The sequence below is a fragment of the Microvirga sp. 3-52 genome (genome assembly GCF_018383585.1).
Classification (GTDB): Bacteria; Pseudomonadota; Alphaproteobacteria; order Rhizobiales; family Beijerinckiaceae; genus Microvirga.
Window position 1 is genome coordinate 1 of record NZ_JAHAMK010000054.1, and the last position, 17,166, is coordinate 17,166.

Here is a 17,166-nt window from a genome sequence, read left to right on the forward strand (position 1 = left end):
TGAGTGAGATCTGCTGGTCGGGCGAGGCCAGCATCTGGGCTTCCACCTCGGCCAGACGCTGCATCTCCTGCTCGAGCCGGGCAATCTTCTCTTTGAGCCGGGTGGTCCTGGCCGCCAGCGCGTCTGTTCGTTCATGCCGGTCGGCCGTATCGAGCTGCTGGAGATAACGCGCTACACTCTCCTCGATTTGGGCCCGGCGGCGCTCGACCTTGGCTCGCGTGAAGTTGCGATCGCGATTGTTGACGGCCTTGAACTTGGAGCCGTCGATGGCCACGCTGGCGGTGTTCAACAGCCCCAGCCTGCGGCAGAGGGTGACGAACTGGGCGCAGACCTGACGGATGGCCCGGCCGCTGTCCTTGCGGAAGTTGGCGATGGTCTTGTGATCGGGAGCCAGCCGGCCGGTCAGCCACATCAGCTCAACATTGCGACCGGCCTCGCGCTCCAAGCGCCGGCTGGACTGCACCCGGTTGAGATAGCCGTAAATGTACAGCTTGAGCAGAACCGCAGGATGGTAGGAGGGGCGCCCTGTGGCTTCGGGCACGATACCATCAAAGCCAAGCGCCCTCAGATCGAGCGCATCGACGAAAGCATCAATGACACGCACCGGGTTGTCCTCATCAACCCAGTCGTCCAGGCTTTCGGGAAACAGGGTGGTCTGGCTGCGATCCACGCCTTCAACAAAGCGTCTCATCGGATCCCCCAAACAGAGCAGGCAATCCTACCACCGACCGCGTTTTGANCCGACCGCGTTTTGATACACCCAGGGTCAGAAATTCACGTTCCAACCTTCCCAACGAACGTCGGCACTTGAGGGTCGAAGCGGACCAAGAGCTTTTGTCTCAGGAGTGCCATTAGGCGACCTTCGGAGTACACGCATTTGGCGCCACATTGCCGAGCGGGAGCGCTCGGTGGTCGAGCCGGAGCTTGGCCGTCTCGCGTCCCCTTGGTACACGGATGCCAATCCTGGCCGGACGATCGAGATCGTGACCGACATGTCGAAGAGCCGACGTCCCGGCTTTACCGGGTATCAGGCAACCGATGATGCCTTCTTTGACCTGTTTGCAGAACTCCGAAGTGACCGGCGGATCCCCTGATCGTGAGAGGGCGCCGTCTCGAAAATCTGATGACCCACCGGAAGGAAAGGCAACATTGAAGGTTCACTGCGGGTCAACCCCTACCATTCCAGAGCTGAGTTCCCCACCTCAGAAGCTCTGGCATAGCTTCTGCGCACGTTCTGCAACTGCCATTCCGACTCGGCCTACCGAGTCCAGATGATACGCGGCGTAGAATTCATAGTCGGGAAGCTTCACCTCGCACCTGAGCCTCTTCAGGCCTCGATCCGAGACGAGACAGGCCGTGCTGATCACTCCGATCGCATTGCTTGCAACCAAGGTACGGATCATCACCTCCGTCGAACTGCACGAGTTGAGCCTCACTGGCCAAAGGCCACTCATCCGGAAAAGCTCCTCGATCGTGGTATAGGTTGCAGAGTCCCGCGCATAAGTGATGATCGGGAACGGAGCGATCTGGTCGAGGGTGAGGATGCCCTTCGGGAGCTTGATCCCCTCACCAGCAACCCAAGCACTCTCATAAGTCTTCAAGGGTAGGTTCCTTATGCCCTTCTCGTGAACCGGACCCATGAGGAAGGCCACATCGATCTCACCGGAGAGGAGCCGCTCCCTCAGACTGCGGGTGGTGTCCGTGATGATCTCGAAGGTCACGTGCTGGAGCTCGGTGATGATTTCTGTGACCAGCTCCGACAGCCATGAGTTGGCGATCGTATCAGTCGTGCCGATGCGGACCTTCTGGTGAGAGCGAGTTTCACCGAGGGCTGTCGCTTTTAGGCGGTAGGACATGTCGATGATCTGTTCCGCGTAATGCAGTAGCTCGAGGCCTGTGCCCGTCAACTGGATTTTGCTCCCCGACCGATCGAAAAGTGATGTGCCGAGCTCCTGTTCAAGAGCATTCAGCCTGAGCGAGATCGCCGGCTGGGTGATGTTGAGCCTGTTCGCCGCTGCACTGAAGTTTCGCAATGTCGCAATGGATACGAATGCCTCAAGCTGCTTGAGCTCCATGTCAGCCTCTCATTAGAAATTTTAATCGAACTCCCAAAGTTAAATCAATTGGACAAATGATGACAACCTTCAATAGTTTCGTTCGAGAGGCTTCGTACGAAACGAAAATACGGGAACATGGCATTGGCGTCTCTGCATCCGGATCGCATGAAGGTCAGATTGACTGGGTTGAGAAAAAGCTATGGCGAGGTTCATGCGCTTCGCGATACCTCACTCACGGTGCCAGCAGGGGAGTTCCTGACCCTTCTCGGACCTTCAGGCTCCGGCAAGACCACCCTTCTCATGATGCTGGCCGGCCTCATCGTCGCGGATGCCGGCGAGGTCTGGATCGACGGAAAGGACGCCACGTTCGAACCCGTCTTCAAGCGCGATATCGGGATGGTGTTCCAGAACTATGCTTTGTTCCCGCATCTGACCGTCTACGAGAACATAGCGTTTCCCCTTCGCATGCGGCGCATGTCCGAAGCCACCATCCGGGAGAAGGTCGAGCGTATTCTCGAGATCGTACGCCTGCCCCAAGTTGCCGGGCGACTGCCGCGTGAGCTCTCTGGCGGTCAACAGCAGCGGATCGCCCTCGCCCGCTGTGCGGTCTACGAGCCCTCCATCATTCTCATGGACGAACCCCTCGGGGCGCTGGACAAGAAGCTCCGTGATCACATGCAGCTCGAGATCAAGCGCCTACATACCGAGCTGGGCGCAACGATCCTGTACGTGACCCACGACCAGGAAGAGGCGATGGCGATGTCTGATCGCATATGCCTGATGAACAATGGTCGCATCGAGCAACTGGGCACTCCCGCCGACCTATATTTCCGCCCTGTCAGCGTCTTCGCAGCAGACTTCCTGGGAGGCTCCAACATCTTCAAGGCCACGGTCTCCAACGTCGGCTCGAACGTCTGCCTAAAAGGGCCAGGCGATGCTCGCGTCAAGGCCGATGCCCTAGGCTCCCTCAAGGTGGGCCAGGCCGTGGATGTGATGATACGTCCAGAGCACATCCGGCTGCTTGCCAACGACGACACCAGCGACAACGCGGTTCCGGGCATCCTGGAGCAAAGCATCATGGTGGGGCCGGTGACGCGGTACTATGGTCGGCTGTCAGACGGAACCCCCATAGGGGCGATGCACCTAACCCGAAGCCCCCACCGCGCAGCCCAGCCCGGGGATGCAGTCCGCTTCGGTTGGTCCCAGGAGCACACCGTGGTCATCCAGCGCGCCGCAGCGGTGTCGCCATGAAAGGAACCGCGACAGGCCTAACCCAACGCCTGCATCAATGGGTACGCGGCTGGGGCGTACTCCCGGCTCTCGTCCTTCTCGTGACGGTCTTCCTCGTTCCCGTTTCGCAACTGCTCAGGCTCAGCATCATCGACGACACCGGGCAGCTATCGTCCGAACACTATCTTAGGCTTTTCGAGAGCGGCCTTTACTTTCGGGTTCTGGGAAGCACGTTCAACATCTCCCTTTGGACGACCGTCGTCTGTCTCATTGCGGGCTATCCGGTTGCCTACCTCCTTGCGACGACCACCGGGCGGGCCCGGAGCAGCCTGGTCCTATGGGTTCTTATGCCCTTCTGGACAAGTGTGCTGGTCCGGAGCTTCGCATGGATCGTCATCCTGGGACGGCAGGGCCTTCTCAACCAGATCCTGACGACCCTCGGGCTGACGGATGCTCCCTTGGAGTTGATCTACAATTTCGCGAGCGTGATCGTCGGCATGTCCCATGCCATGATGCCACTTGCCATTCTGACGATGCTTGCTGTGATGCAGAACATCGACAGGAACCTGCACCGGGCCGCCGCGACATTGGGCGCCCGTGGATCCCATATCTTTTGGAGGATCTACTTCCCACTGTCCCTTCCCGGCGTTGCGGCAGCAGGTCTTCTCGTCTTCATCACGTCCCTCGGCTTCTTCGTAACCCCGACCTTGCTGGGGAGCCCAAGCGAGACGATGCTGGCCCAGGTCATTGTGATCCAGATCGATGAGATGCTCGACTGGGGGTTTGCCGGTGCCGTGGCTGTCCTGCTCCTTGTTGCGTCGATCGCGGTTTTCTTCGTCTTCGATCTCGTCCTGGGCATGTCGGCCCTAACAGGGGACATCAAGGCCACGAATTCTAGGAGAGGCGGATCCCTGACCCGCGCCAGCGCCAGGTTCGGATACCGCGTGACGGCGGCCTTGGGTTGGATCGGTGCCTATGCAGGAGAGCTGTACGACCGGCTCCCAGGGCGGGGCAAGGTCCAGGCCACGGAGCGGCGGCGTGTCATTCTCTGGGCGACAGTCATGGCCGTCGTCATCTTCCTGGCTGCCCCGTCGTTCTTCCTCGTACCGATTTCCTTCTCGGGGAGCTCGTTCTTCGAGTGGCCGCCACGGGGATTCTCGCTGCAATGGTATGAAACCCTCTTCGCATCGCCGCTCTGGCAACAGGCCATGATCCGGTCCGTATGGGTAGGCCTGTGCACCGCGGTACTGTCAGTCATCATCGGAACTCCAGCCGCATTCGCGCTGTCCCGGCAGAAGATCCCCGCCAAGTCCGTGGTGATGGCCTTCATCCTCATGCCGATGGTGATGCCGCACATCATCGTCGCCCTCGCGCTCTTCTATGCCTTCGCAAGGATCGGGTTGGTTGGAACCTCGTTCGGCTTGATCCTCGGCCACACAATCTTCTCGCTCCCCTATGCCATCGTGACGATCATGGCGGTGCTGAGGAACTACGACATCCGCCTCGACCACGCGGCGTGGACCCTCGGGGCGACCCAGCTCACGACCTTCAGGCGAGTGACCCTGCCAATTATCCGAACAGGCATGATCACAGCCTTCCTGTTTTCCTTCGTCAAATCCTTCGATGAGCTGACCGTCGCGCTGTTCATCAGCGGTGGCACCTCGACGACCCTGCCTCGGCAGATGTGGGCTGATGCCCTCCTGAACGTCAGCCCGACCCTTGCCGCCGTTTCGACGCTGATCCTGGCCTTCGTGACCGTCGTCATCATCTGTGGCGAAATGATCGGGCGCCGGAAGAAGGCCTACTGACCAGATTGAGTTCCAAACCCAGAACAAGAGAGGGAATACAATGTTCGTCAAGGATCGCATTACCCGCCGGACCATGCTCAAGTCGTTATCCGTGGGCACGGCCGGGATCATGATGCCTGCCATCTGGCAACGCAGCGAAGCCGCACAGACGTTGACCGTATCGGACCCCGGGGGCGTGTATACGACTGCCTGGACCGAGGCTTACTACGAGCCGTTCAAAAAGGAGACGGGTATCACCATCATCCCGGTGGTGCGGCGATCGAATCCATCCGCCGAATTCAAGGCGCAGGTGGAGACGAACAACTACAACTGGGATGTGAGCGGAGGCATCAATTCGGACGTTGCTGACCTGCTCGTCGCCTCGAAGCTGGTGGAGCCGCTCGACCTGACGGGCCCAGAAATGACGGCGATCCCAGCCGACATGAAGAATGAATTCTACTTCGCGGACAGCGTTGTGACCTTCGTGCTGGCCTATCGCACAGACAGGTTCAAGGAGCCCCTGACGTCTTTCGCCGACATCTGGGACGTGAACAAATTCGCCGGACGCAGGGCCATGCGACGGCTAGCCCGCGACATGATCGAGATCGCCTTGCGGGCAGATGGCGTCCCGGGCGGCGCGGAGATCTACAAGGTCCTCGAAGCACCCGGTGGTTGGGACCGGGCGTTCAAGAAGCTGGACGAGATCAAACCTCAAGTGAAGGTCTGGTGGGACTCAGCCGCGCAGAGTGCCCAACTCCTGCAAAACGGTGAGGTCGACATCTGCCCGACCTTCAACGCCAGGGCGCAATCCGCCGCAGAGGCAGGTGCACCGGTCGCGGTCACATGGAACGGCGGCTTCTACAGCGCCACCGGCTGGTGCATACCTAAGGGCGCACCCAAGGCCGACCTTGCCCGCCAGTTCGTCAAGTTCTGCGCACGCGCGGATCGGCAGGCAGCCTTCACGACCAAGCTGCCCAACGGCCCGTCCAATCCGGAGGCGTACAAGTTCATTGAACAGAAGATCGCGGTCCAACTGCCGACCTTCCCTGAAAACCTCAAGCAGACCACCCGGGTCAATGACGCCTTCTGGGGCAGGAATAAGGCGCAGTCCGACAAGAAATTCAACGAGTGGCTTCTGCGGGGCTGAGGGAGTTTCGAACTTGAAGATCACGAATGTCCAGTTGCGCCAAATCAAGGCCGACCTGCCCTCCGCGTTCAGCGGAGGGACCTACACCCTTGCGGCGCGCACCGCCTTGCTGTGCCGCGTGACGACGGACCAAGGCTTGGAAAGCATAGTCTGCGTCGGCAATGAGTCCGGATACAGTTCCTATCTGAAATCCCTCGTTCGCGGTGCGTTCAAGGACCTGCTCGTTGGCGCGGATCCGCTTCGCGGTGAGTGGCTGTGGCAGCGGATGCTCGATCATGACAAGGCTTACGTCGACCGTGCATCGCTCATGATGGCGATCGCGACTGTTGACGCCGCTCTTTGGGATCTCAAGGGCCAGATCACGGGTCTGCCTGTCTGGCGTCTCCTCGGCGGAGTGAGCGCAAGGGTGCCGGTGATCGGCATCGGGGGCTATTACGAGACAAGCCGCCACGAGGACGGCATCAGGCGCGAGATCCGCAACTATCGGGAACAGGGCCTCGCAGGGATCAAATTTAAGGTCGGGGCCTTGTCCATCGAGGAGGATGCCGAGCGGGTTCGGATTGCACGAGATGAAGCAGGATCCGGGTTCGGGATCGTTGCGGACTCCAACATGGCTTGGACCGCGGATGAAGCCGTGCGGTTCGCTCGGCTCATTGAACCCCATGATATCGCATGGCTCGAAGAGCCGACCCGTCCGCGCAACTTCGTGAGAGCCTTGCGTGAGGTGAGATGGAAGACAGGGATGCGGATCGGAGCCGGTCAATCCGAGGTATCGGTCTTCGATGCCTATCATCTGATCCAGTCGGAAGCCGTCGACATAATCAACGTGACCTACAATCGCGGTGGCGGCATCACGGGCTGGGTGAAGCTCGCAGGTGCCGCTTCCTTCTCCGACATCCGAATGGGCCAAGTCGGCGAGCCCCACATCAGCATGCACATGATGGCAGGGATCTCGAATCCCACCTACGTGGAATGCTATCCTGATCCTCATCGGGATCCACTCTGGGCGGAACTCTACCTCGATCGCCCAGAGCCCAAGGATGGCTTCATCATGGTTCCCGACAGACCAGGCCTTGGCTTGACCCTCAATCCGGAGGCGATCGAGCGACTCGCGATCGAGCCTTGGTCTTGATCCGGTCGAGCCACTCTCACACGCAATCGGATCACCATATGCAAAACGCTCACGTTTCCGCGGGAGACCGCCCAGAGGCACGCCTCGACGCCTTGCCCGCAAAGGAGCTGCTGTCCTTCTTCGAGGCACCGCATCTCGAGCGAGAAAAGCGCCAGTTCTCTTATTTCATCAAGGTCGATCTCGCTCATACGGTCATGCTGGGCGAGCGAGAGATCCTGACAAACTCGCAGACCCGCAGCATCCTAGAAACCTTGAGAGAGATCGAATCCCTCGGTCCGGAGGGGATCCCCATGGATCCAACGCATGGCAGCCTGCTGTTTCAGATCGAGCGTTACCTGATCTCACGCATTGGCGAGCATACCGGGGGACGGATGCATATCGGCCGGAGCAGATTGGATCAGGGACCGACTGCCCGGCGCCTGTACAAGCGTTCGGAGCTCCTTGGCGTAATGGACCGCATCGGCAGGCTTCGGGCCGATCTGCAGGACCTGGCTGGCAGGCACCATGAAACCATTATGCCGGGGTATACATGTCTCCAGCATGCGCATCCCGGAGTGTTCGGGCAGTACCTCCTGGGCTTCGGCAACAAGCTCGGAGACGATTTCGACAGATTGACCGCGTCGTACGCACGCCTGAACCTCAATCCTCTGGGGGGGGCGGGCCTATCGGGAACCTCCTGGCCGATCGATCGCAGCCGGACAACCGAACTCCTAGGGTTCGATGGATTGGTCAAGAATTCCAGGCTGGTGCGTGAGGCCTACTATGCAGCCGAAGTTGCCTCAGGTTTATCTCTCTTGATGTCGACCCTCAACGATCTGGCAACCGATCTCCATCTCTGGTCCAGCTATGAGTTCGGCTTCATCGAAACCGCGGATGAATTGTGCGGCACGAGCAGCATCTTTCCCCAGAAGAAGAACCCCACGGCCCTCGAAGCGGTGAAGTTCGCGGCCGGAGAAGCCGTGACTTGGCTTTCCACGGCCCTCGCAACTTTCCGGGCAGAAGGCACGGGCGATGTCGTGATGCGCGAGCTTCCGCTCCTAGATCGGGCCTTCGTCGCCGCCTCGGGATCCCTGGCACTGATGTCTGCTGCGATCCGGACGCTGCGTGTCGATGAAGCCCGCATGAAGCATTTGTCGGCTGCGAATTGGTCGACGGCAACGGACTTGGCAGATGAAATCGTCAGGCGACGCGATGTGTCCTTCCGCGAAGCGCACAATATCGTCGCTCGGCTGGTCCGGATAGCAACGAAGGCGAACCTGCAACCCGCCGAGCTGACGGGCTCCCTGCTGGACGAAGCTGCCACTGAACTGAAGTTGCAGCCGCCAAGACTCGATGACGAAACCGTCTGTGGTGCGTTCGACGTTGAGACCTTCGTACGAAGCCGTGTTTCGACCGGGAGTGTCCATCCGGACCAAGTTTCGGCTCTTCAAGAGGATGAGGCAATCTCCCTGCTTGAAGGAAGAAACTGGCTCGATGACAGGCGGAAGAAGTTACGTGAAGCTGACCATGAACTGGAACGCGCGGTCAGTCGCTTCATCGCCGCTGCGTGATTGTCACACGGTCGGTGTCTCTCCTCACCTCGGCGTGAGCGATGCGATACCAACCAAATGCGCAATTTCGGCAAGCCCTCAGATCGTGGGGTCGGGCATTCCATGCCTCGACCTTGGATAGCCTGAGTGCGGAATGCTACCTGTCGAGCGCAATCGTCCATTGGAGATTGCGGAGACCTCACATGAACAGCGCACGATTGAGGCGGACGAGATATTCCGCATTCGGGCTCGTTCCGGCACTCCCGACCCGCTCCTGGATCGGCGCGACCGCAACGTCGCGCCGCTTGGGGACCGTGCCACGTCCGCTGCCGCCAACGCGGCTTGCATCTCCCCGTGGGGAGGTCCGCGCAGTAGAGGGGCGTGCCAGGCTGCTGCCGACACGACTCTGCAAGTGTCCCCGCGTCGAAGGGCCGAAACAAGAACTGCTCGTGTCATTGAGAGCAGCTCTTATTCGGCCCCTGAAGGTCTCCTTGGGGTCATGTAGTGAAGTCCATTCACTTCTCGGAACGTCTGGTTCCGTGAGGATTGCTGCCCTCGGCGCAGCGTCTCAGGTGTGCCAATATGCGACATTCCCGGTATCCAGTAGTATTTTTGCCGACTCTTAATAAAATGAGAGAAGACGACATCCTTGATATGCCTACGAACTCAGACCCTCTATGGCAGCCACTCTCTGTAACCGAGGTAGGCGCATTGTTCTCGGATGCTGAGTTCCCCTGGTGGATCGCCGGCGGTCACGCAATCGAGTTTGCTGTCGGGCATCCGTTCCGGCCTCATGCCGACATCGATGTTCTGCTCCTGCGCAAGGACCAGCTTCTGATCCAGAGATCGCTAAAAGGGTGGGACTGTTGGGCTGCCGATCCGCCAGGCACTCTGCGCCCATGGCGCCAGGGTGAGGTTCTGCCCCCTCATGTCTCTGATATCTAGTGTCGAGAGGACCCGGCGGCCCCCTGGCGGCTACAACTGATGCTGGATGATGGTGAGGACAGCCACTGGCGCTCTCGGCGCAATGGCCTGGTCACCAGGCCGATTGGTGAGATGGGGGGCAGGAGCTCTGAGGGCTTCCCGTTCCTGGCACCGGAGATCCAGCTCTTTTACAAAGCCAAAGCACCCCGCCCCAAGGACTGGCTGGACTTCACAAAGGTGCTTCCCCGGCTGACTAACGCTCAAATGACCTGGCTGAGAGACGCTATCCTTATCGCCTATGGCGAAGACAATGGCTGGCTGACCGAGCTCCGTCAGCGGCTTCCATAATTCGCATGTGTGGCCGGCGCCTCACCGGCAAAATGGGCTCAGATCGAATTGTACTGCTGCCTCCGCTTCCTCACGAGCACGAGAGACGACATCTCCGTTTGGGCTGACGATGCAGGTACAGCCGTAGCTCATCTGGTTGCCGTGGTGACCAACAACATCCGACGACATGACGCAGCAGCCTGTCTCGACAGCACGAGCCTGTAGATTGCTGACGCTCTTTGAGCGCCACTTTGTTGCGTTCTTCGGGAGCAGCATGTTGTTCAGGGGATAACAGAGGAGCTGCGCGCCCTGGCGGCTGACGTTCAAGGCAGCGTCGGGAAAGTTGGCGTCGTTGCAGATATTGATGCCGAACTGCCAATCATGGGTGGTGAAGACCGGATAGTCCGACCCTGCATCAAACCCGGGTTCATTCGGACGGGTCTTGGCGTAAGTTCCTAGTAATTTCCCTTCGCGGATCACAAGCGCCGAGTTGAAGAATGATGCTCCTCGCCGCTCAATCAGGCCGAGAATGATCGTGGTCGAGTATGTCCTCAGAACCGATAGAACACCCCTGATCTCATGGTCGTCCAAGGCCAACGAGCGGGCAACGATGGTCTCCCGCTCCGTGGCGTACCCTTGGAGATAGCACTCGGGAAACAGGGCGAGCTGCACGTCTTGATGGCGGCACCACTCTAGGTCCGCAGTAAGCCGGACCAGAACCCCACTCACATCATCAAACAGCGGCCGGCGCTGGAAGGCTGCGACACGTAGAGGAGCCATAGCGCTATGGGACTGCCTTGCTCGCCTGTGCAGGCGTTCCCTGATGGAACACCATCTGCCATCGATCCTCTCTCAACTGCCAGACTGAACTTCGAAGAGTCTGGAACTCCCCACCACCCGGCATTCGGCGGCTTACGCGGTAGGTGACGAGGACAACGACCTCACTGAGCCGATGCACAGAGAAGTCGTGCGTCTTGCGCTCTACGGGAGGAGCAGAACTCTCCTGAACCAGTCCGTCAATCACCTGGTCTCTGTCATAGATCCGACCAGAGCTGCCGAACTCCACAAAGTCGTTCGCCAAAAGCTTTGACAAAGCGTCTCGCGAGGCACGAACCTCCGGTCGTAGGAGGGATGTTTCAAGCGCTTGGAAGTGAGCAACGTCGTCCGTATCCATGTCCCTCACCCTCTCGCCGGATTATCGGCGTGTCTGCGCGATACGCTGAGGGTTATCCAACAGCGAGATGAGATCTCGCCTGAAGACCCTTATCTCACGCTGATTGGCATCGAGCACCGTATGGCAGCCAAGCGGGATCCTTTGAGAGCTTTTCCCGTGACCCAACGGCAACCCTCCAAGGATCGGCACGTTCAGGGGTGCCAGGTGGTCACGGAGCAGATCAACGATCGTCAAAGCACCGCTGGGTTTGAAATCCGTGAACTGCCCCAGGGCAATACCGGCCACACCACGCAAGTGTCCGCCCTTGCGGAGCATCGTCAACTGGCGGTCGACTTGGCCAAGATACATGTCGACCGCCTCGAGCAAGAGAATGCAGCCTTCGAGGTTCGGTAGCGCCCATCCGGCGGCCGTCGCGATGCTATCCAGGTTGCCGCCCACCAGCGGCCCTTCAGCTTTTCCCTCTGTCGTCAGAGCAAACGTCTCTTCCTCAGCTTGTGATCGGAGAACGATATCGTCATTGCTGGTGAGCAGCTCTCGCAACGGAGTACCGATTGATGATCCCTGGGCTTCCCAGTCATCGCTGGACAGAGCACCGTGAATGCCTCCACCAATCCCATTCTTCCAGAGCGCCATATGAAGAATGGTGACATCGCTGAACCCGACGAAGAACTTTGGATTGCGCTTGGCTGCTTCGAAGTCGAGGCGATCAGCAATGCGGTAGGATCCCTTGCCGCCTCTGGTCGCAAAGATAGCCCTGACCTCTGGATCCCTGAGCGCCTGGTTGAAATCGGACAGGCGCTCTTCATCGGTGCCGGCCAGATAGTGCAACTTGCGGAATGCGTTGGGGCCGAAATCGACCTCAAAGCCCCAACTTCTCAGCAGCTCCGCTGAGGCCTCCACGGCCTCGCGGTTGGGCGTGCTGGCTGGCGACACAAAGCGGATCTTGTCGCCCGGTCGTAACGGGGCTGGTGTTGCCAGCTCTACATGCATGCTTTCGGCCATGCCAAAGCATGGCATGGCTGAGGACACCTGTCCCATGGACGAACGCATCTTCCACAAGTCCTGTTCATGGAATGTGCATGCAACATTCTGGTCCGCGGTATGCCTCACGCGAAGGGGCTACTCGTAGGTGAGGCTCCAGCTCTCAGACCGGAGCCAACAGCGCTCCTCCGGCAAATCGGCTGTGCGGTACAAGCGTGTGACCCGCCTCCAGTCTCCCTTCTCGAAGGCCGCGACCAGGGCCTCTTCCGACGCCTCGTCACGCATGCCGGCGCAGGGATAGATCTGGACAGGCGACACCCAGCGCGCCAGAAAGTCCGGCCCCTGGCGCGTGATGAGGAAGACGGCTCCGCGGCGGCTGATCCGACCAAGCTCACCTGAACGGAAGCCCTTGTCCGTCGTCAACGGTAGGATGAGCCTGCCACGGTCCCGGAGCTGGTCGAGCCAGGTGTCTGCGGGCTTGGTCGTGCCCGCATTGACGTAGATCACGTCAGCCATCCCAAAGGGAGCAGAGGCTCCATCTCCCTGGATCGCAGAGACGTTGGCGTAACCGGATAGGTTCTTCTCCGCCCGGGCCGCGAGATCCGGCTCGTACTCGATCGCGGTCACGTGCCCGGGTGGGCCGACCATCTCGGCCATGATCGCCGAGTAGTAGCCGAGGCCGGCCCCAACATGGACGACGTGGTCGCCCTCGTTAGGAGCCGCGCAGGCAAGGAGATGGGCGTGCAAGGACGGTTGGCCGTTGTTGATATGCCGCTCCGGATCGATGCCAACAAGGTCGTTGGTATAGAGATAGACCGGATCCGCGCTGGGGGTGGCCATATAGCCGCTCTGCCAGAAGCGGAAGATCGGCCAGGGACCTGGACCCAGGAAGTGCTCCCGTGGAACGGAGGCGAAGGCATCCTCCACCTGTTGGCTGAGCACCGGCCGGTCGGCCGCCATGATCTGCTTGGCATAGGCGCGCCGGACGATTGCAAGCTCACTCTCGGTCATCGATCTGGTCCTTGCTGGGGTCATCGTGCTTCGGAAGGGCGTGTGGCAGCGTCTCGCAACGCGCGATGGCGGCCTGGACGATGGTGCGGATCTCCGTGAGCGTGGCTCGCAGAGACCGGCCGGACGCTGCCTGTCCGAGTTCTGGATCGGCAGCGTCGACGATGTCCTGAGCGAGATTGGCAAGGACATGATCGAGCTTTTGCTCTGGTCTGAGGCGCTTCATCGCTCCCAACCTCTTAAGTTATGGCGCAGCAGGGTCCGTCTCATGCGCTTGCGCGCGCTGTCGTATTCCGTCTCGGACAAGCCATATCGAACGCGGATCTCTGCCGCTGACAGGCCGTCCTCCAGCCCAGTGATGATCTTGAGGGCGATCTCATCCTCCGCGAACAGGGCATCGAGGACGGCCAGCATCTGGACGGCGGCGGCCGTTCGCTCGGGATCGGCGTCGGGTGCTTCGTCGACCTGATCGGGCGGCCAGGTGGCTCTGGTGCCCTCCGCGCCGACGATGACCCGTCGCTCCCGTCGCGTCCTCCTCCAGAATTCGTCGCAGATGCTGCGCATGCTCCAGGCCAGAAAGCTGATAATCGGCACGCCAGGCGGCCATCGGCGCGTGCCGCTGAGCGCGCGCATGATGGTTTCGTTGAGCACGTCCGCCCATTCGATCCCTGGCAGGCTGCGGGCTCTGAGCCGGGCGAGAGCCTTGAGGCGAAGCAGGTCCCCTTCCGACAGGGCCTGGATCGCATGGGCAATGGCGGCGGTCGCCTCGTCAGCCTCTTCATTGCGGTTCACGTTGTGGCTCTGCATGTCCTGGATCAGTCGTTGGCCTGCCTTATCCTACTATGCGCACGCGAAAGGGGAGCGCGGACACTGGCGCGCAAATAATTCGAACATCTCGTCAGCACGCAAGGGAGTGCGGAATAAACACGCCCCTTGACCTGGCCCCTGGGGCCGCCTCGATAAGAGGCGCGGTCAGCAAAACTGAGGTGCGTTGTGAGCTCTTCCGCCCAATTCTTGAGCCCGTCCGAAGCTGCCAAGCGGCTCGGCGTCTCCGCCAAGGCTCTCCGGCTCTATGAGCAGCGCGGTCTGGTTGCCCCGATCCGCACGGCAGCCGGGTGGCGAGCCTATGGCCCTGGCGAGATGGCCCGCGCCGCCGAGATTGCAGCCTTGCGGACCCTTGGCCTGAGCCTCGCCCAGGTGGCGCGCGTGCTCGGCGGCAATCCTCAGGACCTGGAGCCCTCCCTGGCAGCACACCAAGAAAGGCTTGAGGAGCAGGTCCGTCAGACGACCGGTGCCATCGAGAAGGTTCGCAAGCTGCGGGCCGACCTTGCTCAGGGGCAGGTGCCGCCGGTCGGAGAACTCTCGGGCCTGAGCGCATCCGTTGGTCTTAGCATCGCCTTCGATCTGCCGTGGCCGTGGGGTGGCGAACGGTTCGAGCTGCGCGACATCCAGCCCCTGACCTACATCACCGGCCCCCTAGGCAGCGGCAAGACACGGCTGGCTCAGCGCCTTGCCGAGACACTTCCTGGTGCCGTTTTCGTTGGGCTGGAGCGGTTGGAGAAAGGCCCTGTCGCGCAAGCGAGGGTCGACGCCGATCCGGTTCTCAGGTCCAAGGTAGATCGGACACTGGTTTGGCTCTCCGAAGATGGAGCGACGATCTCAGATCCGTTGATCTCCCTCCTTGTCGAAGTGGAGGCTGATGGTCCGTCCGCCCTCGTTGTCGACATGGTGGAGCAAGGGCTGGATCAGGCCACTCAGGAGGCCCTCATGGCCCATCTCCGAAGGCGCAGACTCAGCAAGCGGCCGCTCTTCCTGCTCACCCGGTCATGCGCAATTCTCGACTTGACCGCCGTGGGTCTGAACGAGACAATTCTCTACTGCCCGGCCAATCACAGCCCGCCGATCCGTGTCGCTCCCTATCCCGGAGCGCCCGGGTACGAGGCCGTCGAGACCTGTGTGGCCTCGCCTGAGGTGCGCGCCCGGACGCAAGGTGTCGTCGCATGGCGGCCTGGAGTGGCCCGATAGGCGCCCGTGACACCCAGCATGACACCGTAAATTTCCCAGAAGCGCATTTATGGAACTGGATCCTGTGTCGTTTCCAAGTGTTCGGAAGATCAGTTTCCGGCCAGCGTCCCCGCTCCTGTAAACGCCTAGTCTAACCTGCTCGTTGGAGAGCCGAGGCTCTCCAGTGATTACTTGGAAACACTTCAGGTCAGATCGTGCCAAATCGATGCGATGAGATGCAACTCAAAGGCAGGGCAGGTCCGGTCGACCGGACCTGCTTATGTCAATGATTTAGCAGCTCACGAACGTCCGAAAACCTTCTTGTAGGTGGTCATATCCATGCTGTCTTCATAACCCCAACTGTCGCCAGCAGTTTTGAACTCGCTGAACACCATGCCCTTGTCGTGGAACTGCACTTTCCCGTTGCCATCATGGTTGAAGTAAAGAGCGCCCGTGTCTTTGTCGCGCACCTCGAAGACGCCCCAACCCCACGTGCCGTCTCCATTTTTCACAAAAATGTCGCCTGTGACGTTGGCGTTCTCACTGATCGCCGCGACCGCAGTCTTAAGGTTCTTCTCGAAGGTTTGAATCCGCGCGCTCTCAACAGGGTGCATCCCAGCCAATTTTTCCGGCGGAATGTTCGCTGAACCATTGGCGTCATAGGACCAATAATTGAGTATCTCGTCTGCAACCATCATGAATTCCCTCAGATGATGAGAGACTTGGCTATTCCAGTGGTGCATACCTGCGACAGTATCCAGCTTGGCCATTTGCTCATTCTGATAAGCCCATGACTTGGCAGCCTCTTCCCGCATGTAGGAGGGCATGTCCTCGATGCTGTCATAGTGCTCGGCGCCCCAGCTGGATCCCTCCGCGACAGCCTTTTGCCGTGCGGCTTCGCGCAAGGCTTCATCGGTTCGGGGGCCGTTCTTCTCGTTCAGGCTCAACATGGCACCACCGATGGTGCCGGCGGCCTGCTTGAGCGGATTGCTGGTCTTGTTGGAGATGCCGTTGGCGGTCTTGATGAGATCGGCCGAGGCCGCGTTGATCTTGTCGGAAGCCGCCTTGTCTGCGGTCGAGGCGGTGAGGACCTGAAGGCCCTGCGCGAGGGTGGGATTGACGTACATGGTGGCCGTCCTGGAGAGCTGCCGCCAACATCATGCCGGGAACAGGCCGGGAAGAGGACGTGGCCGCGTCATGCGCCACCGAGAGGGTTCCCTAGAATACTAGAGCGATATGGTTACGACAATGCCAACGCTTGCCTGCCAGGGTATAGCCTTAACAGTCAGTCTGGCCCCGATCTGATCGGGTGATGAATTTCGCGGAACGTCGTATATGGAACCTGAGTGGTTGCGTTCTAGGTTGGACCTAGACGGTGACGGACGGGAGCGATAGCGTCGGCACATGCTCGAAGCCTCGGACACCCTCGCCGGAGCGGTCGGAAAGCTCGCAGCCGGCAACATGGGCGCTGCCTGTGTTCTGGGACGGATCGTACAGGATCCGTTCGCGGGCTTCATGATCCTCATGGACCTTGAGAGCACTGACCTGCGGGGCGAAGAAATCTGGCGGCTATACCGCGACGTGCATCACATGGATTTGGACGGCTTCATCCAGGATGTGAAGGCTCGAGCAGGCTGCCTCAGCCGCCTCAGGGTTTGATCCAGGCCTTCACTTTCGCGGCTCCGAATTTCCGAGAAGCGGGTTTTATGGAAACGTCCTGCCTTTCGATCTTGCGGACCATGGAAGAAGAGAGGCTGACAAAGGTGCAGCCTCTCTGACTTGGCTCGACGAGTAACAGGCTATCGAGCGTTCAGGCGAACCTTAATCCCGCTGGCAACTGCTGAATGTCGGCATGCAGAGTCTGGA

The 17,166-nt window shown here is 60.1% G+C and carries 19 protein-coding genes and 1 pseudogene; 10 read left to right on the forward strand and 10 right to left on the reverse strand.

Annotation, left to right across the window (positions count from 1 at the left end):
- Nucleotides 1–691 (reverse strand): transposase (locus tag KHP60_RS23625; RefSeq protein ID WP_213566731.1); only part of this gene is annotated, 691 nt, incomplete at its 3' end.
- A gap of 184 nt (nt 692–875) precedes the next feature.
- On the opposite strand from KHP60_RS23625, the pseudogene KHP60_RS25360 reads away from it, so the two are divergent.
- A pseudogene (locus tag KHP60_RS25360) lies at nt 876–1,094 on the forward strand (NAD-dependent dehydratase); the annotation flags it as partial.
- Between the two features lie 108 nt (nt 1,095–1,202).
- On the opposite strand, the gene KHP60_RS23630 reads toward KHP60_RS25360, so the two are convergent.
- Nucleotides 1,203–2,075 carry a LysR family transcriptional regulator gene (locus KHP60_RS23630; protein ID WP_213566732.1) on the reverse strand — a complete coding sequence of 291 codons (873 nt, stop codon included), beginning with the start codon at nt 2,073–2,075 and terminating at the stop codon, nt 1,203–1,205.
- Between the two features lie 117 nt (nt 2,076–2,192).
- Between KHP60_RS23630 and KHP60_RS23635 the strand changes: the two genes are divergently transcribed.
- From KHP60_RS23635 to argH, 5 genes are read left to right on the forward strand one after another with little or no spacing between them, the layout of a single operon-like run.
- Nucleotides 2,193–3,308, forward strand: a complete 1,116-nt coding sequence (locus KHP60_RS23635) for an ABC transporter ATP-binding protein (RefSeq protein WP_249689085.1) — start codon at nt 2,193–2,195, stop codon at nt 3,306–3,308.
- Nucleotides 3,305–5,095 carry an ABC transporter permease subunit gene (locus KHP60_RS23640; protein ID WP_213566733.1) on the forward strand — a complete coding sequence of 597 codons (1,791 nt, stop codon included), beginning with the start codon at nt 3,305–3,307 and terminating at the stop codon, nt 5,093–5,095. Before KHP60_RS23635 ends, KHP60_RS23640 begins: the two co-directional genes overlap by 4 nt.
- A gap of 40 nt (nt 5,096–5,135) precedes the next feature.
- A complete protein-coding gene (locus KHP60_RS23645; protein ID WP_213566734.1) occupies nt 5,136–6,221 on the forward strand; it encodes an ABC transporter substrate-binding protein in 1,086 nt (361 codons plus the stop codon).
- A gap of 13 nt (nt 6,222–6,234) precedes the next feature.
- Nucleotides 6,235–7,353 carry a mandelate racemase/muconate lactonizing enzyme family protein gene (locus tag KHP60_RS23650; RefSeq protein WP_213566735.1) on the forward strand — a complete coding sequence of 373 codons (1,119 nt, stop codon included), beginning with the start codon at nt 6,235–6,237 and terminating at the stop codon, nt 7,351–7,353.
- Nucleotides 7,350–8,903 (forward strand): argininosuccinate lyase, encoded by a 1,554-nt coding sequence (gene argH, locus KHP60_RS23655; RefSeq protein ID WP_249689086.1) that lies wholly within the window; start codon nt 7,350–7,352, stop codon nt 8,901–8,903. The genes KHP60_RS23650 and argH overlap by 4 nt, the downstream gene beginning before the upstream one ends.
- 178 nt (nt 8,904–9,081) lie before the next feature.
- Here argH and KHP60_RS23660 read toward each other — a convergent pair whose 3' ends face one another.
- Nucleotides 9,082–9,294 carry a hypothetical protein gene (locus KHP60_RS23660; RefSeq protein WP_213566736.1) on the reverse strand — a complete coding sequence of 71 codons (213 nt, stop codon included), beginning with the start codon at nt 9,292–9,294 and terminating at the stop codon, nt 9,082–9,084.
- Nucleotides 9,295–9,536: 242 nt separating this feature from the next.
- Here KHP60_RS23660 and KHP60_RS25935 point away from each other — a divergent pair, with 242 nt between their 5' ends.
- Together KHP60_RS25935 and KHP60_RS23665 are read left to right on the forward strand one after the other, a co-directional pair.
- A complete protein-coding gene (locus KHP60_RS25935; RefSeq protein WP_409366315.1) occupies nt 9,537–9,827 on the forward strand; it encodes a nucleotidyltransferase domain-containing protein in 291 nt (96 codons plus the stop codon).
- 39 nt (nt 9,828–9,866) lie between these two features.
- Nucleotides 9,867–10,154 (forward strand): hypothetical protein, encoded by a 288-nt coding sequence (locus KHP60_RS23665; RefSeq protein ID WP_213566737.1) that lies wholly within the window; start codon nt 9,867–9,869, stop codon nt 10,152–10,154.
- A gap of 21 nt (nt 10,155–10,175) precedes the next feature.
- On the opposite strand, the gene KHP60_RS23670 is transcribed toward KHP60_RS23665, so the two are convergent.
- The 6 genes from KHP60_RS23670 to KHP60_RS23695 all read right to left on the reverse strand — a co-directional run bounded on the left by KHP60_RS23670 (nt 10,176) and on the right by KHP60_RS23695 (nt 14,103).
- Complete coding sequence (locus tag KHP60_RS23670; protein ID WP_213566738.1) at nt 10,176–10,913, reverse strand: carbon-nitrogen hydrolase family protein; 738 nt, start codon at nt 10,911–10,913, stop codon at nt 10,176–10,178.
- Nucleotides 10,914–10,917: 4 nt separating this feature from the next.
- Complete coding sequence (locus KHP60_RS25940; protein ID WP_213566739.1) at nt 10,918–11,307, reverse strand: nuclear transport factor 2 family protein; 390 nt, start codon at nt 11,305–11,307, stop codon at nt 10,918–10,920.
- 21 nt (nt 11,308–11,328) lie between these two features.
- Nucleotides 11,329–12,345, reverse strand: a complete 1,017-nt coding sequence (locus tag KHP60_RS23680) for an LD-carboxypeptidase (protein WP_249689088.1) — start codon at nt 12,343–12,345, stop codon at nt 11,329–11,331.
- Between the two features lie 81 nt (nt 12,346–12,426).
- Nucleotides 12,427–13,299, reverse strand: a complete 873-nt coding sequence (locus KHP60_RS23685) for a protein-L-isoaspartate O-methyltransferase (protein ID WP_213566740.1) — start codon at nt 13,297–13,299, stop codon at nt 12,427–12,429.
- Nucleotides 13,286–13,522: a hypothetical protein gene (locus KHP60_RS23690; RefSeq protein WP_213566741.1), complete on the reverse strand. Its 237-nt coding sequence runs from the start codon at nt 13,520–13,522 to the stop codon at nt 13,286–13,288. The genes KHP60_RS23685 and KHP60_RS23690 overlap by 14 nt, the downstream gene beginning before the upstream one ends.
- Nucleotides 13,519–14,103, reverse strand: coding sequence for a sigma-70 family RNA polymerase sigma factor (locus tag KHP60_RS23695; protein ID WP_213566742.1), 585 nt, complete (start codon nt 14,101–14,103; stop codon nt 13,519–13,521). The genes KHP60_RS23690 and KHP60_RS23695 overlap by 4 nt, the downstream gene beginning before the upstream one ends.
- A 186-nt stretch (nt 14,104–14,289) precedes the next feature.
- On the opposite strand from KHP60_RS23695, the gene KHP60_RS23700 reads away from it, so the two are divergent.
- The gene (locus KHP60_RS23700; RefSeq protein ID WP_213566743.1) at nt 14,290–15,321 is read left to right on the forward strand and encodes a MerR family transcriptional regulator; all 1,032 of its coding nucleotides are present in this window, start codon (nt 14,290–14,292) and stop codon (nt 15,319–15,321) included.
- Between the two features lie 278 nt (nt 15,322–15,599).
- Here the strand turns inward: KHP60_RS23700 and KHP60_RS23705 are convergent, their stop codons facing one another.
- Nucleotides 15,600–16,427 (reverse strand): hypothetical protein, encoded by an 828-nt coding sequence (locus tag KHP60_RS23705; protein ID WP_213566744.1) that lies wholly within the window; start codon nt 16,425–16,427, stop codon nt 15,600–15,602.
- Nucleotides 16,428–16,704: 277 nt separating this feature from the next.
- Here KHP60_RS23705 and KHP60_RS23710 point away from each other — a divergent pair, with 277 nt between their 5' ends.
- Nucleotides 16,705–16,959, forward strand: a complete 255-nt coding sequence (locus KHP60_RS23710; RefSeq protein WP_213566745.1) for a hypothetical protein — start codon at nt 16,705–16,707, stop codon at nt 16,957–16,959.
- The last annotated feature ends 207 nt before the right edge of the window (nt 16,960–17,166 follow it).